Annotated in this window: 20 protein-coding genes and 1 tRNA gene; 7 read left to right on the forward strand and 14 right to left on the reverse strand. The window is 32.5% G+C overall.

Features of this window, described 5'->3' with window-relative positions; translation table 11 throughout:
- Positions 1 to 100: 100 nt before the first annotated feature.
- The 5 genes from pyk to Q361_RS11250 all read right to left on the reverse strand — a co-directional run bounded on the left by pyk (position 101) and on the right by Q361_RS11250 (position 4,547).
- Complete coding sequence (gene pyk / locus Q361_RS11230) at positions 101 to 1,531, reverse strand: pyruvate kinase (protein ID WP_103726831.1); 1,431 nt, start codon at positions 1,529 to 1,531, stop codon at positions 101 to 103.
- A 5-nt stretch (positions 1,532 to 1,536) separates the two neighbouring features.
- A complete protein-coding gene (locus Q361_RS11235; RefSeq protein WP_103726832.1) occupies positions 1,537 to 2,031 on the reverse strand; it encodes an IPExxxVDY family protein in 495 nt (164 codons plus the stop codon).
- A 94-nt stretch (positions 2,032 to 2,125) separates the two neighbouring features.
- Positions 2,126 to 2,878 (reverse strand): ribonuclease III, encoded by a 753-nt coding sequence (rnc, locus tag Q361_RS11240; protein WP_103726833.1) that lies wholly within the window; start codon positions 2,876 to 2,878, stop codon positions 2,126 to 2,128.
- Between the two features lie 7 nt (positions 2,879 to 2,885).
- Positions 2,886 to 4,139, reverse strand: a complete 1,254-nt coding sequence (fabF, locus tag Q361_RS11245; protein WP_103726834.1) for a beta-ketoacyl-ACP synthase II — start codon at positions 4,137 to 4,139, stop codon at positions 2,886 to 2,888.
- 171 nt (positions 4,140 to 4,310) lie between these two features.
- A complete protein-coding gene (locus tag Q361_RS11250) occupies positions 4,311 to 4,547 on the reverse strand; it encodes an acyl carrier protein (protein ID WP_007137004.1) in 237 nt (78 codons plus the stop codon).
- 195 nt (positions 4,548 to 4,742) lie between these two features.
- Between Q361_RS11250 and purN the strand changes: the two genes are divergently transcribed.
- The 6 genes from purN to Q361_RS11280 all read left to right on the forward strand — a co-directional run bounded on the left by purN (position 4,743) and on the right by Q361_RS11280 (position 8,972).
- A complete protein-coding gene (gene purN / locus Q361_RS11255; RefSeq protein WP_103726835.1) occupies positions 4,743 to 5,312 on the forward strand; it encodes a phosphoribosylglycinamide formyltransferase in 570 nt (189 codons plus the stop codon).
- A gap of 15 nt (positions 5,313 to 5,327) precedes the next feature.
- Positions 5,328 to 5,807: a ribonuclease HI gene (gene rnhA, locus Q361_RS11260; protein ID WP_103726836.1), complete on the forward strand. Its 480-nt coding sequence runs from the start codon at positions 5,328 to 5,330 to the stop codon at positions 5,805 to 5,807.
- A 92-nt stretch (positions 5,808 to 5,899) separates the two neighbouring features.
- Entirely contained in the window at positions 5,900 to 7,027 is a 1,128-nt protein-coding gene (locus Q361_RS11265) for a 1-acyl-sn-glycerol-3-phosphate acyltransferase (protein WP_103726837.1), read from the forward strand.
- Positions 7,020 to 8,051, forward strand: coding sequence for an asparaginase (locus Q361_RS11270; protein WP_103726838.1), 1,032 nt, complete (start codon positions 7,020 to 7,022; stop codon positions 8,049 to 8,051). Before Q361_RS11265 ends, Q361_RS11270 begins: the two co-directional genes overlap by 8 nt.
- A tRNA-Ser gene (locus tag Q361_RS11275) sits at positions 8,050 to 8,136 on the forward strand. Before Q361_RS11270 ends, Q361_RS11275 begins: the two co-directional genes overlap by 2 nt.
- Before the next feature lie 47 nt (positions 8,137 to 8,183).
- On the forward strand, positions 8,184 to 8,972 hold the full coding sequence (locus tag Q361_RS11280; protein WP_103726839.1) for an alpha/beta fold hydrolase: 789 nt from the start codon (positions 8,184 to 8,186) through the stop codon (positions 8,970 to 8,972).
- Positions 8,973 to 8,975: 3 nt separating this feature from the next.
- Here Q361_RS11280 and Q361_RS11285 read toward each other — a convergent pair whose 3' ends face one another.
- The 4 genes from Q361_RS11285 to Q361_RS11300 all read right to left on the reverse strand — a co-directional run bounded on the left by Q361_RS11285 (position 8,976) and on the right by Q361_RS11300 (position 17,700).
- Positions 8,976 to 11,726 carry a PD-(D/E)XK nuclease family protein gene (locus Q361_RS11285; RefSeq protein ID WP_103726840.1) on the reverse strand — a complete coding sequence of 917 codons (2,751 nt, stop codon included), beginning with the start codon at positions 11,724 to 11,726 and terminating at the stop codon, positions 8,976 to 8,978.
- Positions 11,727 to 11,790: 64 nt separating this feature from the next.
- Complete coding sequence (locus Q361_RS11290) at positions 11,791 to 13,209, reverse strand: OmpA family protein (protein WP_103726841.1); 1,419 nt, start codon at positions 13,207 to 13,209, stop codon at positions 11,791 to 11,793.
- A gap of 88 nt (positions 13,210 to 13,297) precedes the next feature.
- Positions 13,298 to 14,488, reverse strand: a complete 1,191-nt coding sequence (gene kbl, locus Q361_RS11295) for a glycine C-acetyltransferase (RefSeq protein ID WP_103726842.1) — start codon at positions 14,486 to 14,488, stop codon at positions 13,298 to 13,300.
- A gap of 62 nt (positions 14,489 to 14,550) precedes the next feature.
- On the reverse strand, positions 14,551 to 17,700 hold the full coding sequence (locus Q361_RS11300) for a UvrD-helicase domain-containing protein (protein ID WP_317047145.1): 3,150 nt from the start codon (positions 17,698 to 17,700) through the stop codon (positions 14,551 to 14,553).
- A gap of 95 nt (positions 17,701 to 17,795) precedes the next feature.
- Here Q361_RS11300 and Q361_RS11305 point away from each other — a divergent pair, with 95 nt between their 5' ends.
- Entirely contained in the window at positions 17,796 to 18,404 is a 609-nt protein-coding gene (locus Q361_RS11305) for a superoxide dismutase (protein ID WP_103726855.1), read from the forward strand.
- A 235-nt stretch (positions 18,405 to 18,639) separates the two neighbouring features.
- Here Q361_RS11305 and Q361_RS11310 read toward each other — a convergent pair whose 3' ends face one another.
- The 5 genes from Q361_RS11310 to Q361_RS13745 form a co-directional block, all read right to left on the reverse strand.
- Positions 18,640 to 20,538, reverse strand: a complete 1,899-nt coding sequence (locus tag Q361_RS11310; RefSeq protein WP_103726844.1) for an amidophosphoribosyltransferase — start codon at positions 20,536 to 20,538, stop codon at positions 18,640 to 18,642.
- Between the two features lie 62 nt (positions 20,539 to 20,600).
- Positions 20,601 to 21,524, reverse strand: a complete 924-nt coding sequence (locus tag Q361_RS11315) for a PfkB family carbohydrate kinase (protein WP_103726845.1) — start codon at positions 21,522 to 21,524, stop codon at positions 20,601 to 20,603.
- Positions 21,525 to 21,581: 57 nt separating this feature from the next.
- Positions 21,582 to 22,250 carry a response regulator gene (locus tag Q361_RS11320; protein ID WP_103726846.1) on the reverse strand — a complete coding sequence of 223 codons (669 nt, stop codon included), beginning with the start codon at positions 22,248 to 22,250 and terminating at the stop codon, positions 21,582 to 21,584.
- The gene (locus Q361_RS11325) at positions 22,237 to 24,210 is read right to left on the reverse strand and encodes an ATP-binding protein (protein WP_103726847.1); all 1,974 of its coding nucleotides are present in this window, start codon (positions 24,208 to 24,210) and stop codon (positions 22,237 to 22,239) included. Before Q361_RS11325 ends, Q361_RS11320 begins: the two co-directional genes overlap by 14 nt.
- A 157-nt stretch (positions 24,211 to 24,367) precedes the next feature.
- On the reverse strand, positions 24,368 to 24,538 hold the full coding sequence (locus Q361_RS13745; protein ID WP_169929297.1) for a hypothetical protein: 171 nt from the start codon (positions 24,536 to 24,538) through the stop codon (positions 24,368 to 24,370).
- Positions 24,539 to 24,574 lie beyond the last annotated feature (36 nt).

Raw genomic sequence — 24,574 nt, forward strand, 5'->3', positions numbered from 1 at the left:
AGTTTTGTTAATTTGTAGGTGTTAAAGCTATTGCAAATAGTTTAAAACAAAAAAACCGTAATAGTGTTACATTACGGTTTGATGACGTGTTCGTTATATTTTATTCTACTTCAGAAACTCGGAGAGTATTTACCATTCCTTTATCTGAAACAGGCATTGCGGCAAGGTTGATAATCATATCGCCTTTTTTCACATAGCCTTTTGCTTTTGCAATTTCATTAATTTGAATAATAGTATCATCTGTACTTACAAGCTCGTCATAATAAAACGCATTTACACCCCAAAGTAAATTGAGTTGAGTAAGGATTCTTTTATTTGATGTGTATACTAGTATGTGCGCTTTTGGTCTCCAAGCCGAAATTTGAAAAGCAGTATAGCCACTATTGGTTAGAGTAGAAATGGTTTTTGCATGAATTTCATTAGCCATTATCGCCGCATGATAGCAAATAGATTTTGTTATAAATCTTTTGGTACGTACTTGTGGAGGGTCTTGTGGTACATGAATTAGTGGAGAATCTTCTACGGCTTCAATAATTTGAGTCATTTTTTCAATAACTTGTACTGGATAATTACCTACAGAGGTTTCTCCAGATAGCATTACAGCATCGGCGCCATCCATAACCGAGTTGGCAACATCATTTACTTCTGCTCGAGTTGGAGTAAGACTTGTAATCATGGTTTCCATCATTTGTGTTGCCACAATTACAGGTATACGTGCTGTTTTGGCTCTTTGTATGAGTTTTTTCTGAATTAAAGGCACTTCGTGTGCTGGAATTTCAACACCCAAATCACCACGTGCTACCATTAATCCGTCACAAAAAGCTACAATTTTATCAATGTTTTCTACAGCTTCTGGTTTTTCTATTTTAGCTACAATTGGAATTTTATGGTCTGAATTTTTAGCTATTAAATCTTGTAATTCTTCTAAGTCTACAGGTGTTCTTACAAACGAAAGAGCTATCCAATCTACTTTATTTTCTATAGCAAAAAGAGCATCTTTGATGTCTTTTTTAGTCAGTGCAGGCAAAGACACTTTGGTATTAGGTAAATTAACTCCTTTTTTTGATTTTAAAGGCCCGCCTTGAATAACCTTTGCTTTTACTTCGTTGGTTTTGTCTGTTTCAATTACTTCAAATATAAGTTTTCCATCGTCTAGCAAGATGCGTTCTCCTGCGTTTACATCGTTTGGAAAAGCTTTATAGTTCATATACACACGGTCTTTGGTGCCGGGTATATCTTCTGCGGTTTGAAACGTAATTACATCGCCTGGGTTTACAATTACATCTTCTTTCATAACCCCTACACGAAGTTTAGGCCCTTGTAAGTCGGCTAATATAGCAGTAGTGTAACCATATTGATTATTTAATTCTCTTATAATATCAATGCGCTCTTTAACATCGGTATAATCTGCATGAGAAAAATTTATTCTAAACACATTTACACCAGCATCTATCATATCTTTAATTACTTCTTTGGTGCTACATGCCGGCCCCAGTGTGGCTACAATTTTTGTTTTCTTTCTAGTAGGCATTGTTTTTAAAATATTAAATTGTTTTTATTTTTTATACTATTGGTATCTATGTTGTAAACCAAGCTTATTTTTTCTATGGTTTTGAGTTTTTTTAGGGTTTCTATAAATAAATTCTCTTGTTCTGTAAGATTTTCTATTTTTAAAAAATAATCTACTTTTTTCAATTCTGGCAATAAATAGATGGTTGTTTCAATGGCTTGTAGGTTTTCTGAAAAAAGGTTATTCAACGGTTTTTCTTCTGGTTGAATAACAATTTCATTTTTATTTTGTACCAAATTCCAAGTTACATATTGCTCTTTGTCGTGAAAACTATACAACGAAAAAGAACTTTGATTTTCTTTTACTTGTATATGTATATCTTCTTCTTGTTTTTGTAATTGTACACCAAGATATTTATTTAAAAAATACGCTAACCTATAGTCTTCCAATGTAGTGTGAATGGCAATTAATAGATAGTCATTTTCTTCAAAGTCATCAATATGTAATTTTATGGTACCCATAATTAAAAACGGCTGTAAAGATAAGACTTATAGCAGTACTTTTTTGAAGTTGGTTTTAGTTTAACGATAATTTATTAACTAAAACGTTGTAGCTTTATGAATTGTTTTTTGAATTAATTTTTTCCTGAAAAACAAAATAAGCTCTTTTTGAAGCAATTTCTTCGGCCTTCTTTTTTGAAGTGGCTCTTGCTTTTGCTACAGTTTTGCCATCAATGTTGAGTTTTACACCAAAATATTTTTGACCATCGTTTCCATTATCATCAAAAACATCGTAGTTAAAGTGTTTTTTTTCTTTTTGACACCATTCTATCAATAGACTTTTATAACTTATTACTTTGCCTTCGAGTCTTTCAATATCTACATAAGGTTCAATTACTTTTTGATGTATAAATTGCTCGCAAAATCCGTAGCCTCGATCTAAGTAGATAGCACCTACTAGTGCTTCAAAAATATTGCCATGTATATTTTCTCCAAAATGTTGAGTGGGTACTTTACTTTCTACCAATTTTACCAAATTCAAATCTTTTCCCAACTCGTTTAAGTGTTCTCTACTCACAATTTTAGAACGCATTTTGGTTAAATATCCTTCGTCTCCATTGGGCACTTCTTTGTACAAATGTGAAGCAATTACAGAACCTAGCATGGCATCTCCTAAAAACTCCAATCTCTCGTAGTTTAAAGCATAACCTAAATTGTCTACTTTATTTGAAGATCTATGTGTAAAAGCTTTTTTGTAGTTTTCTATATTGATAGGTTCAAAACCTAAAATTTTTTTAACTTCTATAAAAAAATTCCCGCCTTCTTGAGGACGGGAATTTTTTGTAAATATTTTCTTAAATAAATTCATTATACGATTATGAATCTAATTTTTTAAATAATACACAAGCGTTATGACCACCAAAACCAAAAGTGTTGCTCATGGCTACTTTAATATCTCTTTTTTGTGCTTGGTTTAGGGTAAGGTTTAAGCTTGGGTCTATGTTTTCGTCTACTACACTATGATTAATAGTAGGAGGAACTATTCCGTGTTTCATAGCCAAGATAACAGCTATAGATTCTATAGCTCCTGCCGCACCAAGTAAATGACCTGTCATAGATTTGGTCGAATTTATGTTGATATTCTTAGCATGATTTCCAAAAACATGGCTAATGGCTTTTAGCTCTGCAACATCACCAAGAGGCGTAGAAGTACCATGGGTATTGATGTGGTCTACCGCATCTGGAGCCAATCCAGCGTCGCGAAGCGTGTTTTCCATTACAGCAATAACCCCAATTCCCTCTGGATGTGGTGCTGTAAGATGGTAAGCATCAGAAGATAATCCGCCACCGCCTATTTCACAATATATTTTTGCTCCTCTAGCTTTAGCATGTTCATACTCTTCCAATACAATAGCACCAGCACCTTCACCTAATACAAAACCATCGCGAGTAGCATCAAATGGGCGAGAGGCTGTTTCTGGACTTTCATTTCTAGTAGATAAAGCATGCATAGAGTTAAAACCTCCCATACCTGCAATGGTTACTGCAGCTTCAGAACCTCCAGTAATAATTACATCACACATTCCTAAACGGATATAATTGAAAGCATCAATCATCGCATTGGCAGAAGATGCACAAGCAGAAACGGTGGTATAATTAGGTCCCATATACCCATTGCGCATAGAAATATGAGCTGGGGCAATATCGGCTATCATTTTTGGTATAAAAAAAGGATTAAATTTTGGAGTACCATCACCTTTTGCATAGTACATTACTTCTTCTTGAAAGGTTTCCAATCCGCCAATTCCTGCACCCCAAATAACACCAACTCTGTTTTTATTTACATTTTCTAATGTTATTTCTGCATCTTTTATGGCTTCATCGCTGGCTACTATAGCGTAACGTGCAAATTTATCAAGCCTACGAACTTCTTTTTTATCTATAAAATCTTCTGCATTGAAGTTTTTAAGTTCACATGCAAATTTAGTTTTATGTTTTTCAGTATCATAGTAAGTAATAGGAGCCGCACCACTTTTTCCGTTTACCAGAGCATTCCAATATTCTTCAACAGTGTTTCCTATGGGAGTTAGCGCTCCTAAACCTGTTACAACAACACGTTTTAATTGCATAAATAGTTCTTTTAGTTTGTTTTATATAAATAATACCCAAGCATCTTTAAACAAAAAAGAAACAAGGGTATTTTCAATATAGTGTGATTGAAAATTCAATCAAAAATAGACAATTTTTTTAGAATAATAAAAAACCCGCATGCAAAGTATGCACACGGGATAATCTTTTTATTATTTTTTTGCTTCTTCGATGTAAGAAATTGCTTGACCTACAGTAGCAATGTTTTCTGCTTGATCATCTGGAATTTGAATATCAAATTCTTTTTCGAACTCCATAATAAGCTCAACAGTGTCTAATGAATCAGCTCCTAAATCGTTAGTGAAGCTTGCTTCTGTTACAACTTCGTTTTCGTCAACGCCTAGTTTGTCTACGATAATCGCTTTAACTCTTGATGCAATGTCTGACATAATTTCTAAATTTTAATTTTTAATTTGTTGGCAAAAATAAAAAACTTTATTTTATTTCAACATTTTGGTTAATAAATGTTAGTACGAAAATAGAAAATTATTTTTAGAATAGATTCAAATATGTATAAATTATGTCATTTATTATTCTTTTTTTTGTGACTGATATTGATTAGTGTAATACGAATTACGGTTGAAATGAATAATCTTGTACTATTTGCCTCTGGCTCTGGAAGTAATGCCGAAAAAATTATGCAATACTTTAAAAATAATGAACATACTCGCGTAGCTGCGGTATGCTCTAACAATCCTAATGCCAAAGTATTGGAAAGAGCACAAAAATTTAATATTCCGACATTTGTTTTTTCTAAAAAACAGTTGGAAGAAGGAGAAGTTTTAAATTTACTAGCTCCTTTTTCTCCAAATTTACTAGTGTTAGCAGGTTTTTTGCTTAAAATTCCTGATAATATTATACAGCACTATCCGAATAAAATTATTAACATTCATCCAGCTTTGTTGCCAAAATATGGGGGTAAAGGTATGTATGGAACTAATGTACACAAAGCCGTTTGGGATAATAAAGAGCCTGAAACAGGCATTACTATACATTATGTAAATGAAAATTATGATGAGGGCAATATTATTTTTCAAAAATCGGTAGCAATACAAAATTGTACAAGTGCAGAAATGATTGCCCATAAAGTTCTAGAATTGGAACATCAGTATTTTTCAACGGTTATAGAACAACTATTAAAAAACCAAGAATAATTTATTTTTATTTTAATGGCCTACGAAATTTGTATATATACCGATGGTGCTTGTTCTGGAAATCCTGGAAAGGGCGGATACGGTGTGGTTATGGAGCTAGTAGGTACAAATTACAGAAAAGAATTTTACGAAGGATTTAAACTCACAACCAACAACCGAATGGAGTTGCTTGCTGTTATTGTTGGTTTAGAAAAAATAAATCAGCACAATAAAAAAGTTTTAATCGTTTCAGATTCTAAATATGTGGTAGATGCTGTTGAAAAAAAATGGGTTTTTGGTTGGGAAAAAATTGGTTTCAAGAACAAAAAAAACCCAGATTTATGGCTTAGATTTTTAAAAGTGTACCGCAAACATCAGGTAGATTTTAAATGGATAAAAGGGCATAATAACCACCCACAAAACGAGAGATGTGATGCTTTGGCGGTAATGGCATCACAATTGCCCAACCTATCTTTGGACGCGTTTTATGAACAAGAAAGCCAAACAATATTGTAAAAATCCCTTTTTAATATGAAAAGCTTTACTTAATCATTCGTTTATTGGTGTTTTTTTTGTTTTTTTGTTCTTGAAAACAAACCAAACTAAAAATGTCAAAATTTGATGCTATTCGTCCTTTTTATGATGCAGAAGTAAACGATGCTATTCTTTCCTCCATTCATCACCCTATGATGAAGGCTTTGATGGATTTTGCATTTCCTGACACAGACGAATCTGTTTGGAAAGAACAACTTAATAGAACTCATTCGATACGAGATTTTCAAATTAATTTTGCATACCGTGCCGTAAAAAAAGTATTAGAAAAAACTTCAGATGGCGTTACTACTTCTGGCTTTGAAAAACTTGAGCCTAATACTGCCTATTTGTTTATATCCAACCATAGAGATATCATTTTAGATACTTCTATACTCAATGTTTGTTTGCACGATTATAAGCAAATACTTACAGCATCGGCAATAGGAGATAATTTAGTGAAAAAAGATTTTTTGTTGTGTTTGTCAAGACTTAACAGAAATTTCATTGTACAAAGAGGTCTTCCGCCAAGAGAGCTTCTCGAAAGCTCAAAATTAATGTCAGAATACATTAAGCATCTTATTTGTAGAGAGAACCGTTCGGTTTGGATAGCACAACGTGAAGGCAGAACCAAAGACGGTAATGATGCCACACATACAGGTGTTTTGAAAATGCTAGCAATGGCAAATGACGAGTCGAACTTGATGGATTATTTTAAAAAAGTAAAACTTTTACCTGTTTCTATTTCTTATGAATACGACCCTACCGATGTTTTAAAAATGCCTCAACTAATGGCAGAGGCAAATGATGAAATTTATGTAAAACAAAAGAATGAAGATTTTAAAACACTGTTAAGCGGTATTATAGGTCAGAAAAAAAGAATTCACCTTCATGTGGGCGATTTTCTAGACAATGAATTGGATACTATTGCAAAAGAAACAACCAATAACAATAAACAAATTCAATTATTGGCACAAGCATTAGACAAATCAATTCATCAGTCGTACAAACTTTGGCCAACCAATTATATAGCATACGATTTGCTTTACAATACGCAAAAATACAAGGATTTTTATACCGAAAATGAAAAATTGTTGTTTGAACGTAGGCTAGAAATGCGTATTGACACACACAATGAAGTAATGCGTGAAGGATTTTTGGCAATGTATGCCAATCCAGTAATTAATAAATACAAATATGCCTAAAAGACCTAGTATTTTACTTATTTATACTGGCGGTACCATTGGTATGGTAAAAGATTTTAAATCGGGAGCATTAAGAGCTTTTAATTTTGATAAATTATTACAAAAAATCCCCGAAATAAAACAGCTCGATTGCCATATACAAACGTTCTCTTTTAGTAAACCTATTGATTCTTCGAATATGAGTCCAGAAAAATGGGTTCAAATAGCCGAAGTAATTGAAAAATACTACCATACTGTTGATGGTTTTGTAATTCTTCATGGTTCCGACACGATGTCTTATTCTGCTTCTGCTTTGAGTTTTATGCTCGAAAATTTGAGTAAACCTGTAATTTTTACGGGTTCTCAGTTGCCTATTGGCGATTTAAGAACAGATGCCAAAGAAAACTTAATTACAGCAATTCAAGTTGCGAGTTTGCAACAAAACGATGAGCCTATTGTGCAAGAAGTAGGATTGTATTTTGAATATAAACTATATAGAGCTAATAGAACTACAAAAATAAATGCCGAGCATTTTAATGCTTTTGCTTCTCCAAACTACGAACCATTGGCAGAGTCTGGAGTACACTTAAATATCAATACAAAAGCATTACGCTACCCAGAAAAAGGAACTTCTTTAATTGTAAGAAAAAATCTAGACAGTAATGTGTTGATAATTAAATTATTTCCAGGGATTAATCAAGAAACAATTCAAACGCTTTTTGCCATACCCAATTTAAAAGGAATCGTTTTGGAAACCTATGGTTCTGGAAATGCACCTAACGAAGAGTGGTTTATCAAACTATTAGATGATGCCATAAAACGTGGTTTGCAAATTGTAAATGTTACGCAATGTTCGGGAGGTAGTGTAAGCATGGGACACTATGAAACCAGTACTTTGTTGAAAAAAATTGGAATAATTTCGGGTAAAGACATCACAACCGAAGCTGCTATTACCAAGTTGATGTATTTGTTGGGGCAATCCATAGAAAATAAAAATTTTAAATCTATATTTGAAACCTCTTTGCGAGGCGAAATAGATAACTAGAGAGGTGCCCGAGTGGTTGAAGGGGCCAGCCTGGAAAGTTGGTATGTGGGTAACTGCATCGAGGGTTCGAATCCCTTCCTCTCTGCTAAAAGCTTTACTAAAAGTAAGGCTTTTTTGTTTACAATTTACAATATGATTACAAAACAAACACAATATAAAAACACCACGATTTCGTATTCACATAGCGGTAAAGGTACGGCTCTCGTTTTTTTGCATGGATTTTTAGAAAATAGCACAATGTGGAAAGAAATTGTTCCATTTTTTGACAAATTTCATGTAATATGTATTGATTTATTAGGACATGGAAGTACACAATGTATGGGTTATGTTCATACTATGGAAGATATGGCAGATGCTGTTCATTATGTATTAACTCATGAATTAAAGGTGAAAAAAGCTGTTTTTGTAGGGCATTCTATGGGAGGTTATGTTGCTTTAGCTTTTGCCGAGCTGTATTCTGATATGATGCAGGGCTTAGTATTGCTTAACTCAACCTCTAGAGCCGATAGCCAAGAGCGTAAAGACAACAGAGATCGAGCTATAAAGGCCGTTAAGCAAAATTATGTTGCAGCAGTACGTATGTCTATAGCAAATTTATTTAGTGAAGAAAATAGAGAAAAACTTATCGAAGAAATAGAATGGGTACGTAGTGAAGCTCTTAAAACACCATTGCAAGGCATAATTGCTGCGCAAGAAGGTATGAAAATACGAAAAGACAGAGAAGTGATTTTGCACTTTGCAAGCTATCCAATACTTCTTATTTTGGGTAAAAAAGATCCTGTTTTACAGTATGAAAAAAGTTTAGATCAAATTAAAAATACTCGTGTAGGATTAGTTTCTTTTGAAGACGGACACATGAGTCATATTGAGAATAAAAACGAATTAATTCAAAGTCTAAAATTATTTTTTCAAACATTGTAATCGTCAATTTTCTTTTTCTGTAAATGGTATATTCAAATCAAATAACTCGTTGATTAGGATTGCAATTTGATCGAGGTAACTATCCATAATCTCATCAGAAATAATAGTAGTACTTATTTTATCTTCTTTGAAAGTAAAAGGTAAAAATCCCGATTTTAAATTTTTAAAAGAAATAATTCCTGCCTCAATAGGCAATCCTTTTGTATGGGTAGAATACATAAACGCATAGGCTAAAATCTGAATAATTTTGTCGTATTTACTATCTTTTAAAAGATTTTCCCATTGTGTTAGGGTTACATCTTTTTGCTCTACTTTTCCTGTTTTGTAATCTATAATTCGTATAGTGCCGTTTCTATTTTCTATACGGTCTACATTTCCTTTTATAATTATTTTTTCTGATATGTTTTTGTGTTCAAACACACGCTCAAAGGTTTCTTCTAATGCGATAATTTGTATCTGATCACCGTTTTTTATTTGTTCAATTTCATATTTTAAAAAATTAATTACATTTCTTTTAGCAACTTCAAAGGCTAGTAAATTTTTTCCTTTTTTTATTTCCCCTTCTTTATAAATTTCTTTAAATTTTTGAAAAACAACTTGTTCTACAAGAAGTAAAGCATCTGTTACATCTTTTTCGATTAAAATTTTACCTATATATGGTGTGTACAGCACCTCCAAAGCGCCATGAATAATGGTTCCAAGTGTGTTTACAGCAATGTTTTCTTCTACTTCGTCTACTTCTTTTATGCGTAGTATTCTTTGAAAATAAAACTGTATAGGATTTCTTAGATACGTTGTTAGAGTAGATGGCGAAAAGCCTGCTTGAGCCATTTCTTGTAATCGAGCTAGTATGCTTTCTGTTTTTTCAACAAGCATAGTATTGCTTACTTTGGCAGGCACCATAGCATTATACAAATGATGTGTAATGGTGTGTTTGCTCTTTTTTTCTACTTCGAGTTGGGTGATAAAACGGCTTTTTTCTCCCGACTCAAATCCGTCGCTATCCACATTGTAAATCAAATAGATATTTTTTGCACGTTGTAATAAATGATAAAAATGGTAGGTGTATATCGCGTCTTTTTCTTTGTAAGTAGGTAAGCCATATTCGCGTTTTACATCATAAGGAATAAATGAGTTATTACTTTTACCCGATGGAAATTTGCCTTCGTTTACAGATGTAATGATTACCGTTTCAAAATCTAATGTTCTACTTTCCAACACACCCATAATTTGCAAGCCTTCTAAAGGTTCTCCTTCAAATGAAACTTCGGCAATGTCTACAACTTGTTTGTACACTTGATATAGTGTTTCTATTTTTTCGCTAAATATGTTTTTAGTATAATAATTTATGAGTTTATTAATTACTAAGTATATAGAATAGACAAAAGCATTTGTTATTTTTTCATCTTCTTTAGAATAGTCTAATGCACTTTTAATTTTCAGTAATATAGTATTTATTCTTTCTAATATGTCTAGGCTAGAGTTGTCCCATTTTGCAAATACTAATTCAAAAAAATCGTTTCTATCTTGAAATAAATCGAATAGTATTTGGTGAGAAAAATAGGTAAAATTGTTTCTTTTAATTAATGAGCTAAGTTTTTCTGCGTCAAATAAATTGGTTGTCAAAGGATTATGCAATACATCAAGTACGTCTTTGTAGTAAAACACATATTGTTTTCCTTGACGTGAAACGGCATTGGTGTGCATTTTAAACAACCTATCTACAAATAATTGTATCGGATTATTTTTGGAAGAATAACCCATAGTAATATTCACATTTCCAATAGCCTCTGGTAGAGAATACAATATAGGTAGAAGTAGATTTTCATCACCCAAAACAACCGCTGTGTTTTCAAGTTTAACATTACTTATTGAGATATCATTAATAATGCTGCCAACAAGTTTTGTTTGTCCAATATTTTTTGGAGTAGCAATAATTTGTATATTTTTTTCTTCAGAAAAAGTATTGTTAATCCATTCAAATGGATGGTTTTTATAGTATTTCCATTCCGATTTTATTTTTCTAGCAAATAGGCCAGCATCATGAAAAGGATCGTTTAAAAAAGCCTCATCGATATCCCAAAATACTCTTGCTTTATCCTGTAAAAGCATTTGTTGAAAAATATGTTCTTCGGCTTTGTTCAATGCGTTAAAACCCGCAAACAGGTATGTTTTTGTGGTGTTTTTTGCAAATGATTCTATGTTTTTCTTTGCTTCTCTATAGATTAATCCTTGGTAGCCCTTTTTGCTTTTTAAGAGATGGGCATATAGTGTGTGATAATAGTGAGGTAGTTTTTTCCAAAACAGTAAATGTTTTTCTATCATTTCTGTTCTTTTATCTACATCAACAGCCCAATGTTCAATTTCTTTAATATTCTCTAAATACTTTAATATTTTGTCTGGATCTAGAAGATAACGATCAATTTCGTTAAAATCTTGAAGTAGTATTTTTCCCCAATTGGCAAACAATTCAAATTCCTCCGGACTTTTTTCGATTTGTGTATAAACTTCATAAAACTGAAATAGCACTTCTATGGCATCTAGACTTCTTATTTGCGAAACTTCTTGAATAAAATCTTCAATACTAATTATTTCTGGAGCAATAATAGTTTTGGTAATGGTGTTTTTTAAAGCCTCTGTTAAGAATATTTTTGCTCTTTTGCTGGGTAATATTATAGTAACATTATCTGTGCTTACAGATAGGTTATAAATAATATGATGAGAAAGTTTGTAAAGAAAAGAATTTGTATTCATACTATAAAAATAAAAAAAACGCTCCGATTTTCGGAGCGTTTTAAAGTATTATTTGTTGTAAAAATTATCTTACTAATTTTACTTCAACTCTTCTGTTTTGAGCTTTTCCAGCTTTAGTTTTGTTTGTAGCAACTGGCATAGTTTCACCGAAACCTTTAGAAGACAATCTAGAAGCATCGATGCCACGCTCTACTAAGTAAGCCTTAACAGCAGCAGCTCTTTCTTCAGAAAGTTTTTGGTTTGCAGCATCTTTACCATCGCTATCAGTGTGACCTTCTATAGAGAAGCTAGAGTTTGGATACTCTTTAAAGATAGCCGTCATAGCTTCTAATACTGGGTAAGTTTGTTTTTGGAAAGTTGATTTAGCAGTATCAAACAATATAGTTTTACCATAATCGTTTAATTTTTTCATTACCTCGTCAGTAACTTCTGGACAACCTTGATTAGCAGCAGTACCTTTTACATCTGGACATTTGTCATCTTTGTCATAAACACCATCACCATCTCTATCTGGCCATGGACAACCACCATTTTCTTTTGGACCTTTTACTTCAGGACATTTGTCGTTTTTGTCAGCAACACCGTCACCATCTTTATCAGGACATCCGCCTAAAGATTTTAAACCAGCTACATCTGGACAAGCATCATCTTTATCAGCAATACCGTCACCGTCTGTATCAGGACAACCATTAAATTCAGCTAAACCTGGTACATCTGGACAAGAATCTTTAGAATCTTGGATACCATCTTTATCAGAATCTGGACAACCTTGGAATTCTACTAAACCTGCTTCTGTTGGACAAGCATCGTCTTTGTCATAGATACCATCACCATCTGTGTCTTTAGCTCCAAATTTGAAAGTAAGACCAGCAAAGTGTTGTAAATGAGTAGCTACATCAACATTTGGTGTTCTTGTATCATCAAATGAATGTTTGTAAGTAGATTGTAAAGATAAACCTACGTTTTTAGAAAACCATAAAGTTAATCCTAAACCTCCGTTTAATGTACCTGCAGACGCATCACCCAACCAAGTGTAACCACCTCCAATGTGAGCAGAAGGCTCTAACCATTTAGATTTTAATAAATCTTGGAAGCTATATTTAATTACAGCATCAGCAGCATAATAAGTTAAATCTCCAGGATTTGATACTTGATATTCGTTGGTGTTTGTAGTAGCATCATAAATTCTTCCAGAAACGAATTTGTTCATTTTGTTAACAGAACCTGTTACACCAAAAGAGAAATTGTCACCAACGTATCTTGATACGTTTACATAAGAAACAGACGGAATAATATTCCAATATTTCTTAGCATCAAAATATTGAGAGAACTGATCTTCAAATTTTGAAGCAGCGCTAACTCTAGCTCCGTCTACAGCATTTGCTCCAAACGAAACAGCCCATTTGTTGTTGCTGTCTTGTGCTTGAGTTGCTAGACCAGCAAACATCACTATAGCAGCAAATAATTTGTTAAGATTTTTCATACTTAATTTTGTTAGATTATAAAGATATAATGGTGCAAAAGTACAATCTATTACTGAATAATCAAAATGTTGTAGAAAAAATTCTACTCTATATGATTTCTAAGGCTTTACCTACTTCTATAAATGCATTTATAGCATGGTCTAAATGCTCTTGATTGTGTGCTGCTGATAGTTGTACTCTTATGCGTGCTTTTTCTTTTGGAACTACCGGAAAAAAGAAACCTATTACATAAATTCCTTTTTCTAGTAATGCGTCTGCCATTTGTTGAGATAGCTTGGCATCATAGAGCATAACTGGAACTATGGCAGAGTCTCCGTCTATAATATCAAAGCCCGCTTTTTTCATTCCTTCTTTAAAATAATTGGTATTCCACTCAAGTTTATCGCGTAGGGAAGTATCTTTTTCAAGAAGTTCGAATACTTTTATAGAGGCACCTACTATGGCTGGCGATAATGAGTTTGAAAACAAATAAGGTCTAGATCTTTGTCTTAATATTTCTATGATTTCTTTTTTTGCAGTAGTGTATCCTCCCATAGCTCCTCCTAGAGCCTTACCAAGTGTTCCGGTAATAATGTCTACTCTACCCATAACGCCTTTTGCTTCCAAAGTTCCTTTGCCTGTTTTACCAATAAATCCTGCGGCATGGCATTCGTCTACCATTACCATAGCGTCGTATTTATCGGCTAAATCGCATATTTTATCTAATGGAGCTACTATACCGTCCATAGAGAATACTCCATCTGTAACAATCAACTTAAAGCGATGTCCTGCTTGGTTTGCTTGGATAAGTTGTTGTTCTAAATCTTCCATATTTGCATTTTCATAACGGTATCGTGCAGCTTTACATAAACGAACACCGTCTATAATAGAAGCATGGTTTAGGCTATCAGAGATAATGCAATCTTCTTCTCCAAGCAAGGGTTCAAATACACCTCCGTTCGCATCAAAAGCAGCGGCGTAAAGTATGGTGTCTTCGGTTCCATAAAATTGGGCAATTTTTTCTTCTAGTGTTTTGTGAATATCTTGAGTACCACAAATAAAACGCACTGACGACATTCCGAAACCGTGCGAATCTAATGCGTCTTTTGCAGCTTGAATTACTTCGGGGTGCGATGAAAGTCCTAAATAATTGTTTGCACAAAAATTAAGTACCTTTTTGCCGTTTACCATGATTTCGGCACCTTGTGTAGAGGTAATAATACGCTCTTTTTTATACAAACCATTTGATGTAATGTTTTGTAACTCGTTTTGTAGGTGTTGTTGTATTTTTCCGTACATAACTTTAAATATAATGTTTAATTTGTTTATTGTTTGTAAATATGTTGTTCTAAAGTAAGTGTTTACAAAGCTACAATTTCTACACTATCTCCAATATATACTAATAGTTTTTTTACAACCTTTAGGTTCATAGATTCTATAGTATTTACATAATGAAACATTTGTTGTTTGTGTTTGTCGAGTTTTTGCCCTGTTTTATAGTCTAAGAGTAACACATCATTATTTTTTGTAACTACCATTTTATCGGGTTTAGAAACGGGTTTTGATTGCTCTATCAATGTGCGTTCGTTGTATACTTTATTTTCGGCTTCAAAAAAACATTGCAATTGCGTATTTGTTACTATATCTATAATTTTTTGATAAATAATTTCTCGTTGAGTCTGATTGATAAGTCCTGTTTCTATAGCGTATTCTATGGCATGTTGAATATCTTTTTTGGTATTTATTTTTGATAGTATTTCGTGTAATGTATTTCCAAAAGCAATAGCATCTTGTTGTGGAGTATTCCACATAAGGCTTTCTCTTTGTGCTATTTTAATATTTTCTGGACTTAATATTTTGTCTAGTTGCGGAATTACTTGCACCTCTTTTTTTAAAGTTACAGTTTTAGAAACACGCTCGGCATTACCATATTCAAAAACATTATTTGCAAGAGAATATTTTTTTTCTTCAATAAATTTTATAAAAAACGATGCCATATTGTTTGGGTAATTACCCTCTTTGTTTTGGGTAACAAGTTGCGAAATTATATGCAATTGTTCTTCGGCTCTGGTAAGCGCCACGTACAAAATATTAATATTGTCGAGTAATTCTTCTTGAGATTTTTCTAAGTATTTTTCGGCACTTTTACTGTCAAAATTTAAAATGCCTTTGTTTTTGGCTACCAATATTTTTGACAGTCCCAATTCTTGTTCATTAGCATCGAGCCAAATTTTATCTTGAGGCTTTAAGGCATAGTTTTCATTAGCAAAAGGGAATATCACTACAGGGAATTCCAAACCTTTTGACTTGTGAATCGTCATGATTTTTATAGCATCTATACCTTCGGGCAATGGTAAACTTAGCTTGGAACTTTTTTGTTCCCAATAGTATAAAAAGTCAGAAAGCCCAGATTGTTTTTTATTTTGAAATTCTAATACAGTATCCAAAAAATACTGAATGTAAGCATTGTAATCAGTAGGATTAATAATGCTATTAATAATAAGTTGTACAGTTTCTAAAAGAGATTTTCTTCGTAGTTTTTCAAAAGAAAACGAATAGCCAAACTTCAAAAGATAGTTTTCAAAATCGTGCTCTTTTTCCAAAGCCATTCCTTGTGAAATAAAACTGTGTGTAGGTATTTTTTCTTTATTTTTTTGAGAAAGAAAATACAACAGTTGTGCTTTGGCTTCTAGATTTTGCACATTGTCCAAATAGTACAAAATTTGCACAATTGCTTGCACATCTGATGATGCGGCAATAAGCAAACTTTCAGATGAAATAACAGGAATTCCATTTTCGGTTAAAAAATTTGCGAGTAAAACGCCTTGTTCGTTTTTGCGTGTTAAAATAACAATTTCATGATTTTGAAATCCATTTTGTTTTACACGATAGATGGTTTGTAAAGTTTCAGCCAAAAAAACATCGTGAGTTTCTACCTCTTCGTCAATTTCTTTTTTTTCTGGGATAAACTTTATAGAAACATAACCGCCTTTTTTAGTGTTAATTTCTTGATTGGAATCGTTTTTGTAAAGATTTTTATAATCTGTATTTGTGAATTCTTCTGCAATAAATTCAAAAAATTGATTGTTAAATTGTATAATGTTTTCATGGCTTCTAAAATTTTGCTTTAAGCTATCAACTACTTTTTCTGGGTTTGAAAACGGATTGTTGTTTTTTGACAATTCAATAAATTGTTCAGCCTTACCGCCGCGCCAACGGTATATAGATTGTTTTGGGTCGCCTACAAGCATAAGACTTCCTTTTTCGCCGTCAATTTCTCCCGAAAGCGCATTGTCTATAAGCGGAATGAGGTTTTCCCACTGCATTATCGAAGTGTCTTGAAATTCATCGATAAAAAAATGGCGGTAGCGTTCGCCCATTCGTTCGTAAATAAAAGGTGCCGGTTGGTGCTGAATTTCTTTGTGAATAAGCTTGTTAAATTCTGCTATAGAAAGTAGGTTTTGTTCTTTTTGAATTTCGCTGTAATTTTTGCTAATAATTTGCAATAATGAAAGCGGATTAATATTTTTTTGAAAGGCTTCGTAAAAGTGTTTTTTTTCAAACAATTTATAAATGTAATCAAGCTGTTGTAGTAGCTCGGGTTTTAACGATTCAATTAAATCTTTATCGGGAGCTTTGGCATTAACTTTTATATCTTCAATATTTTTGTATGTTTTGTTGTTTGGATTAAATTTATTTTGTGCAATACTTTGTATATGTTTTGGAAAATAACTACCAGAAAAAGAACTAAGTATAACAGATTTTTCTTCTAAAAAATGCAATATTTGGTTTGCTCGAACTTGGGTGTCTTCTTCTATATTTGTGCAAACTGTTTTTAGGTTTTCTTTTATTTTAGAAAATTCAGAAAGGGTTTTGTTTTCAAAATGTGTTAGTTCTTCTCGGTTATTTTCGTTCAATATGAGTCTGCCAACATCAAAAATTTCTTTAGAAATATCCCACGATTTGTCATCGTCTGTTTTTTCCATTGTATAATCGACAAGCAAGTTGGTTAATTCGGCATCTTTTCCAGCTTCAGCAATAATACGGTCTATGGTTTCTGTAAGCAAAGCTTCGGTTTCCAACGAAACTTCAAATGTAATAGGCAAGCCCAAATCGTGCGCAAAACTTCGTATCACTCTATGTGTAAATTTATCGATAGTAGAAATATCAAAAGCAGCATAGTTGTGTATGATAGATTTGATAATATCTTTAGATTTACTTTGAATATCTACAGGCGATAGTTTGGTTTCTTCGGCGATTTTATTTCGTAATACTTGAGCTTTTTCATCTGGAAAATCTTTGGCAAATTCGTACAAACTTTCAACCACTCTGGTTTTCATTTCGTGTACCGCTTTGTTGGTAAAAGTAATAGCCAAAATATTTCTGTAGGCATCGTTTTTGGGCGATAATAAAATAATTTTCAGGTATTCTTTTACCAACGTAAATGTTTTACCAGATCCTGCGGAGGCGTTGTAAATTGTAAAAGCTTTTTTATGCATTACAAAGAGTATCGATTTTAATTATTTGTTAATTGAAAAATAGTATTTTCTTTTACAAAGTTAAATGTATAACTTTGAATTTATTTATTAATTTAAAAAAAGATACTATGGCATTCGAATTACCACAATTACCCTATGCTTATGATGCTTTGGAGCCTCATATAGACGCTAGAACCATGGAAATACACCATACAAAACACCACCAAGCCTATACTACCAATTTAAATAATGCTATTGCAGGTACAGATTTGGAAGGAAAAACGATAGAAGTAATTTTAGAAAACTTAGATTCATCTAATGCTGCAGTACGCAACAATGGCGGCGGTTTTTACAATCACAATTTATTTTGGAAAGTTATGTCGCCAAACGGTGGAGGGCAACCAAGTGGTGAGCTAGCTGCTGCTATTGAAAGAGATTTGGGTGGTTTTGAAGCTTTTAAAACATCATTTTCAAAAGCAGGAGCTACTCAGTTTGGAAGTGGATGGGCTTGGCTTTGTGTACACAAAGGCGGAAAAGTAGAAGTGTGTTCTACTCCAAATCAAGATAACCCATTAATGCCGAATGTAAGTTGTGGTGGTTTTCCTATTTTAGGTATGGACGTTTGGGAACATGCTTATTATTTACATTATCAAAATAGAAGACCCGATTATATTGAAGCCTTTTTTAATGTAATTAATTGGGCAGAAGTAGAAAAACTATATGCCGAGAATAAATAATTTTTAGCATGATTATACAAAAAAAGCAAACCATATGGTTTGCTTTTTTTTATGTTTTTTAATGAAATATAAACAAAATAAAAAAGGTGAATTTCTTCACCTTTTTTGCCCCAAATCTACCATAAACTTAACCTACTAATGCTATGGTGATGTAAATGTATAGCAATGATTATTTGCTTCAAAAAAAATTAGATAAACTACATTAAAAGTCGTTAAACTGAATAAAAAACAAGGTTTAGTATGCTCTAGAGTTAATTCCTTCATAAAAATTGATAAATGCCTTGTTTACCACTCTATTACCGCCAGCTGTTGGATAGTTTCCTGTAAAATACCAATCGCCTAAATTTTTGGGACATGCTTTGTGCAAATTCTCTACAGACTGATATACAATCTTTACTTCTGCTTGGATATCATTAGTAACTAACATTTCGGCAATTTTATGTGCTATTTCTTCATCAGAAAATGAAGCATAAATATCTTTTACATGATTTTTAATTTCTGTATCGGGTAATGTTTCTTGCTTTTTACATTTTAAATAAACAGACTCAATGATGCTTTGTTTGTTTTGCTCTTGTAATAGTGCAATAGCAGCTCTAAAAGCTACAAACCCTTCTAGTGTAGACATGTCGATACCATAACAATCGGGATACCTTATTTGTGGAGCCGATGATACAATCAGTATTTTTTTTGGTTTTAACCTATCTAGCATTTTTAAAATACTTTGTTTTAATGTGGTTCCTCGCACAATACTGTCGTCTATAATAACCAAATTGTCTGTAGGTTTGATAACACCATAAGTTACATCATATACATGAGCTACCATATCATCTCGGTTGCTATCATCGGTAATAAAAGTGCGTAATTTGGCGTCTTTTATAGCTATTTTTTCGGTTCGTATTTTTACCGAAAGTATTTCTTCTAGTTTTTCTTTTGTTAGTGTTTTTCTATGGTCTAGTATAAATTGATTTTTTCGTTGGTTAAGAAAATCATTTGCTTGCTCTACCATTCCAAAAAAAGAGGTTTCTGCCGTATTGGGTATGTACGAAAAAACAGTGTTATCTGTATCAAAATCTATAGCTTCTAGTACTTTTGGCATTATAAGTTTGCCTAAATCTTTTCGCTCCTGATAAATTTCTGCATCGCTTCCTCTAGAAAAATAAATGCGTTCAAAAGAACAGGCTTTGTTTTCAGTTGGAGGTATAATCTCAGCGATTGAAACTTCTGTGTTTTTTTTAATAATAATTGCATTTCCTGGGGTTAATTCTTTAACATCTTCAAAATTTACATTAAATACAGTTTGAATTACAGGACGTTCAGAAGCTACTACTACAATTTCTTCATCTTCATAATAGTAAGCTGGGCGTATTCCTGCAGGATCTCTAAAAACAAAAGCATCACCATGACCCAATAATCCTGCTATAGCATAACCACCATCCCAATTTTTGGAAGCTCGTTTTAATATTCGTTGTATGTTTAATTTTTCAATAATTACTCCAGAAGCTTCTTTTTTATTAAGTCCTTTGTTTTTGCAATCGAAATATAAATCGGTAACTTCTTCGTCTAGAAAATGACCTATTTTTTCCATTACGGTAACAGTGTCTGCCATTTCTTTTGGATGTTGCCCTATAGCAACCAAACTGTCAAAGAGTTGTTTAACGTTGGTCATGTTAAAGTTTCCAGCCACAATAAGGTTTCTGTGCATCCAATTGTTTTGTCGTAAAAAGGGATGTACGCTTTCAATGTTATTTTTCCCAAAAGTACCATACCGAACGTGTCCTAAAAAGAGTTCTCCAATATAAGGAATGTGTTTTTTTTGCAACGGAACGTTATCGATATATTCTGGGTGTTGCTGTAGTTCTTGTTCTACTCGTGTATTAATTTGATGAAAAACATCTTGTATAGGCTGAGAATCGTTAGAACGAATACGGCTTATATAGCGTTGTCCTGGTTCTACATCAAGTTTTATAGAAGCTAACCCTGCACCGTCTTGCCCACGGTTGTGTTGTTTTTCCATGAGTAGATACATTTTTTGTATGCCATAAAATGCAGAGCCGTATTTTTGTTTATAATAGTTTAATGGTTTTTTGAGTCTTAATAATGCTATGCCGCATTCGTGTTTAATAGCCTCGCTCATAGTAGTTGTGTTGTTGTGTGTTGTAGAAAAAAACGCCACAAAATTTGTGGCGTAGTATTGTATTAAAGTTCTATTTCAAATTGAGTAAGAGATTTAAACTGTTTTAGTCTTTCTTTTACTTCTTGTTCGTTTAGCGTTAGCATACGTTCTGTTCCAAATTTTTCTACACAAAAAGAAGCTAAATTAGAACCTTGAATAATTGCATTTTTCATGTTGCTGAACGAAATGTTTTCGCTTTGTGCAATATATCCTGAAAAACCTCCAGCAAATGTATCGCCTGCACCTGTTGGGTCGAATACTTCTTCAAGAGGTAGGGCAGGAGCAAAAAAAACTTCTTTATTGTGAAATAATAGAGCCCCGTGTTCACCTTTTTTGATAACTACATATTTTGGACCCATGTTGTGAATTTTTGCAGCAGCTTTTACTAGAGAGTATTCGCCAGAAAGTTGGCGTGCTTCCTCATCATTTATAGTAATAACATCTACACGTTTTATTACTTCAAGAAGTTCTGTAAGTGCGCAGTCCATCCAAAAGTTCATAGTATCTAATACAACAAGTTTTGGAGTACTAGTAAGTTGATCAAGTACAGAACTTTGCACCAATGGATGTAAGTTTCCTAGCATTACTACATCGGAATCTGTAAAATTTTGTGGAACAACAGGTTTAAAATCTGCTAATACGTTAAGCTCTGTAACCAAAGTATCACGAGAGTTTAAATCGTTGTGGTAACGTCCGCTCCAGAAAAAAGTTTTTCCTCCTTTTACTATTTCTATACCAGAAATATCAATACCTCTGGAGGTTAGTAAATCTAGATATTCTTGCGGAAAATCGTCTCCAACAACCGATACAATGGCAGATTTTACATTAAAATGAGATGCAGATAGCCCAATAAATGTTCCTGCACCACCCAAAATTTTATCGGTTTTTCCAAAAGGGGTTTCTATAGCATCAAAAGCTACAGTTCCTACTATTAATAATTTATTCATGCTATGAAATTGTAAATAAGCTGCAAAGATACTTTTTTGCAATGAAAGATAAAAAATTTAAAGCATCATTCCTTTTTGTTTGGCTAGAACAACAAGTTCTTCGTTGGTAGCTTGGGGTATTTCGAGTAATTCTTTCATTTCTGCAATGCGCTCGTGTACATATTGAGATGATAGTATAGGAATGTATAAAGCTATATCGTCTGCATCAATTCCTTTGTTTAAATAAAACAAAATTTGTTTATTAATTACATCTGTATACACTATTTCCGATTGCATTAAATTGAGATAGTTGTTTACCGCATCGCTGTAATAAAATTGGTTTTGTAAAACAGATTGTATTGCCAATTTCATTGTTTCAAACGTTAAATCGCTTTTTATTATGAGTCCAATAGGATTTATTTCGTCAATTACTTTTTCTACTTTAAGCCTTTCATCGTGCATGGTTAGCAGAATAATTTTGCATAAAGGCATTTTTTCTTTTAAAAGTTTTGCCAAATCTTCTCCAGATAAAATGTTTTTTTCTGGGTATGCAGGCATACTTATATCTAAAAAAGCAATATCAAATTCTACGGGAGGGTTTGTAATTATTTTGTAGCCTGTTTTACAGTCTGTAGCTTCAAATGTGGTAAATTCAAACTTCTTTTTTGGGTATAATTTCAACCCGTTTTTATACCCTAAAATAATAAAGGGATGATCATCTACGATAAGAACATTAATGTTTTTCATCTTTATTGTTTGCTTTTTTAAACGGAACAACCAAAACACTCACCGTTCCTTTGCCTTTTTCCGATTTTATTTCAAAAATTCCTCCGCTTTCTTTGGCTCTAGAATTCATGTTTTTTATGCCAATACCTTTACTTTTTTTATTGCTGTTAAAGCCAATACCGTTATCAGATATTTTGAGTACTAAGTTACTGTTTTTGTCTTTAAAAAATTCAATTTTAATCAGGGTAGCTTGTGCATATTTGTTTATGTTTTGTAAGCTTTCTTGTAAAATCCTATAAATGTTGATTTTTGAAACATTGGAAATATTGTCCCAATTTATTTCTTTATCTATATTTACTGTAAGTTTAGCTGTGTTAATTTTTTTCTGATCTTGTAAAAGATTGTTTACAATGGCCAAAAAATTGTTTATTAACGATTCGTTTTCTCTACTTAATTCGTGCGATATTTCTCTTAAATCGTTTTCAATAATTTTTAGTTCATTAATATATTGAAGCCTGTGTTGTATAGCCTCTGGAGTGTTATCGTAATTTAAGCTATCCAAATTAAAGCGTAGACCAAAAATGCGACCAAGTAATCCGTCGTGAATTTCTTTAGCAATTCGTTTTCGTTCTACATCTTTTCCTTCATCAATTTTTGATTGTTGAGATATGATAAGTTTGTAAATGTCTTCGTTTGCTTTTTGTTGTGCTTGTTTGTATTCGAGTTCTTTCGTCTTTGCTATTTGATTTTTAATAATATAAACACCAATACCAAACAGTACACTTATAAAAAGATATACTAAAATGTAGTTCTTTTCTTTTTCAATAACACCTTTCTCTTGAATAATTTCATCAGTTTCTAGCTGTATTCTAGCAAAGTGGTCTTTGTTTTTTCGTTCGAGTATTTGTAAACTGTCATTTAATGCAATATACTCTTCGCTATACTTAAAAGCATTTTTAACATCTACTTCACTAGCTTGTTGTAACGCTCCCATAATGTCTCGCACTACACCTGTTTTTTTAGAAGTAGAAAGAGCCAGAAAAGCATATTTTTTGGCTTCTTTAATTTGATTTATTTTTAAATAATATTTCGACAAATTCATATAACTGTTAGTAACAGCAAACATGTTTTTGTTGGTTTCTCTTATTTGTAGCGCCTCATAAAATAAATCTGGGAGTTGTGTAAAATCTTTAATTTGAAGTTTACAAAAAGCCATGTTATCAACAACGTTTGAATAAAGTACTGGATTGTTGTTTATTAATTTATTGTCAGGATAAAGAGCTTTTTTGTAGTAATTAATAGCTTCATTATATTTTCGCATATCTTGATATACTACACCAATGTTACTTAAACAAATACTCGAAAAAGATTCTTCTTTTTCGTTAGGTATTTTTTTTGCGTTTTCGAGAGCTTTATTAAAGTATTCCAGTGCTCTGTCATATTCTCTCAAATCTCGAGCAACTCGCCCTTGTTCATTATAAATAAGTTGCAGGTTTTGATAGTCATTAACCGATTTATAATAATTAGCCGCTAGTGATAGGTTTAATTCGGCACCATTGAATTCGCCTATTAAGTGTTGTGCATAAGCTTTACTATATAATACATAAGCGTAGTTCTCTTTATCATTAATAGCTTTGTAAAATTTTTCAGCTTTTACATAATGGTAAAAAGCACTATCATAAATTTCTCTTTCTCTATAATCTGAAGCTAAATATCTATTAGCATGTGCTAAATATAAAGTATCTTTAGTTTCTGTAGCCTCTCTAAGTAATTGTATAGAAGTTTTTCTTACATCTTTTTGATTGTAATTTGCAAAATAATAATTTGCTAGTTTTGACAAATTTTCTTTTCGAAGTTTTGGGTTTTGAAGTTCTTTTGTAAGTGTGAAAAGGCTATCAAGTATTTCTTTTTTTTGTTGAGTAGATAGTTTTGGGTTTTCTATTTTTTTATACCCTTTGGTAATACTATCTGAGATTTTCATTTGCTGTAATTTTGTGTTTTGTTGCGTACAAGAAACAAAATAGAAAAGCAGAAGGAGGAGAGCTCGTATGAATAAAGGTTTTTTCAAATAAAAAAGGATATTTTGTAACAAAAATATCCTTTTTTATTTGAAAAACAAGTATTGTAAATTCTGAAAATTAGAATGGTCTTACACCTGTAGTTAATCCTCTACCTCCTGTATCAGCAGTTCTTGTAGAAAGAGCAACTTTGTTGTTTGATTTTTTTGTTGCTTTTGCTGGAGTAGCAAATGAAGTTAAACCAACTGTTAAAGTAGCAACTAAAGCGAAAGTAGCGATTAAATTTTTCATAATTTTTTGTATTTTTATAAGTTTAATTAAATAATT

Origin of the sequence: Flavobacterium croceum DSM 17960 (assembly GCF_002917885.1) — a bacterium.
Taxonomy (GTDB): Bacteria; Bacteroidota; Bacteroidia; order Flavobacteriales; family Flavobacteriaceae; genus Flavobacterium; species Flavobacterium croceum.

Bases quoted from the DNA above. Each gene is read 5' to 3' on its own strand.
- Q361_RS11305 (WP_103726855.1), top strand. From the start codon at position 17,796: ATGGCATTCGAATTACCACAATTACCCTATGCTTATGATGCTTTGGAG.
- Q361_RS11310 (WP_103726844.1), bottom strand. From the start codon at position 20,538: ATGAGCGAGGCTATTAAACACGAATGCGGCATAGCATTATTAAGACTC.
- fabF (WP_103726834.1), bottom strand. From the start codon at position 4,139: ATGCAATTAAAACGTGTTGTTGTAACAGGTTTAGGAGCGCTAACTCCC.
- pyk (WP_103726831.1), bottom strand. From the start codon at position 1,531: ATGCCTACTAGAAAGAAAACAAAAATTGTAGCCACACTGGGGCCGGCA.
- Q361_RS11235 (WP_103726832.1), bottom strand. From the start codon at position 2,031: ATGGGTACCATAAAATTACATATTGATGACTTTGAAGAAAATGACTAT.
- Q361_RS11270 (WP_103726838.1), top strand. From the start codon at position 7,020: ATGCCTAAAAGACCTAGTATTTTACTTATTTATACTGGCGGTACCATT.
- Q361_RS11315 (WP_103726845.1), bottom strand. From the start codon at position 21,524: ATGAATAAATTATTAATAGTAGGAACTGTAGCTTTTGATGCTATAGAA.
- kbl (WP_103726842.1), bottom strand. From the start codon at position 14,488: ATGTACGGAAAAATACAACAACACCTACAAAACGAGTTACAAAACATT.
- Q361_RS11325 (WP_103726847.1), bottom strand. From the start codon at position 24,210: ATGAAAATCTCAGATAGTATTACCAAAGGGTATAAAAAAATAGAAAAC.
- Q361_RS13745 (WP_169929297.1), bottom strand. From the start codon at position 24,538: ATGAAAAATTTAATCGCTACTTTCGCTTTAGTTGCTACTTTAACAGTT.
- Q361_RS11265 (WP_103726837.1), top strand. From the start codon at position 5,900: ATGTCAAAATTTGATGCTATTCGTCCTTTTTATGATGCAGAAGTAAAC.
- rnhA (WP_103726836.1), top strand. From the start codon at position 5,328: ATGGCCTACGAAATTTGTATATATACCGATGGTGCTTGTTCTGGAAAT.
- Q361_RS11250 (WP_007137004.1), bottom strand. From the start codon at position 4,547: ATGTCAGACATTGCATCAAGAGTTAAAGCGATTATCGTAGACAAACTA.
- Q361_RS11285 (WP_103726840.1), bottom strand. From the start codon at position 11,726: ATGAATACAAATTCTTTTCTTTACAAACTTTCTCATCATATTATTTAT.
- rnc (WP_103726833.1), bottom strand. From the start codon at position 2,878: ATGAATTTATTTAAGAAAATATTTACAAAAAATTCCCGTCCTCAAGAA.
- Q361_RS11290 (WP_103726841.1), bottom strand. From the start codon at position 13,209: ATGAAAAATCTTAACAAATTATTTGCTGCTATAGTGATGTTTGCTGGT.
- Q361_RS11320 (WP_103726846.1), bottom strand. From the start codon at position 22,250: ATGAAAAACATTAATGTTCTTATCGTAGATGATCATCCCTTTATTATT.
- purN (WP_103726835.1), top strand. From the start codon at position 4,743: ATGAATAATCTTGTACTATTTGCCTCTGGCTCTGGAAGTAATGCCGAA.
- Q361_RS11280 (WP_103726839.1), top strand. From the start codon at position 8,184: ATGATTACAAAACAAACACAATATAAAAACACCACGATTTCGTATTCA.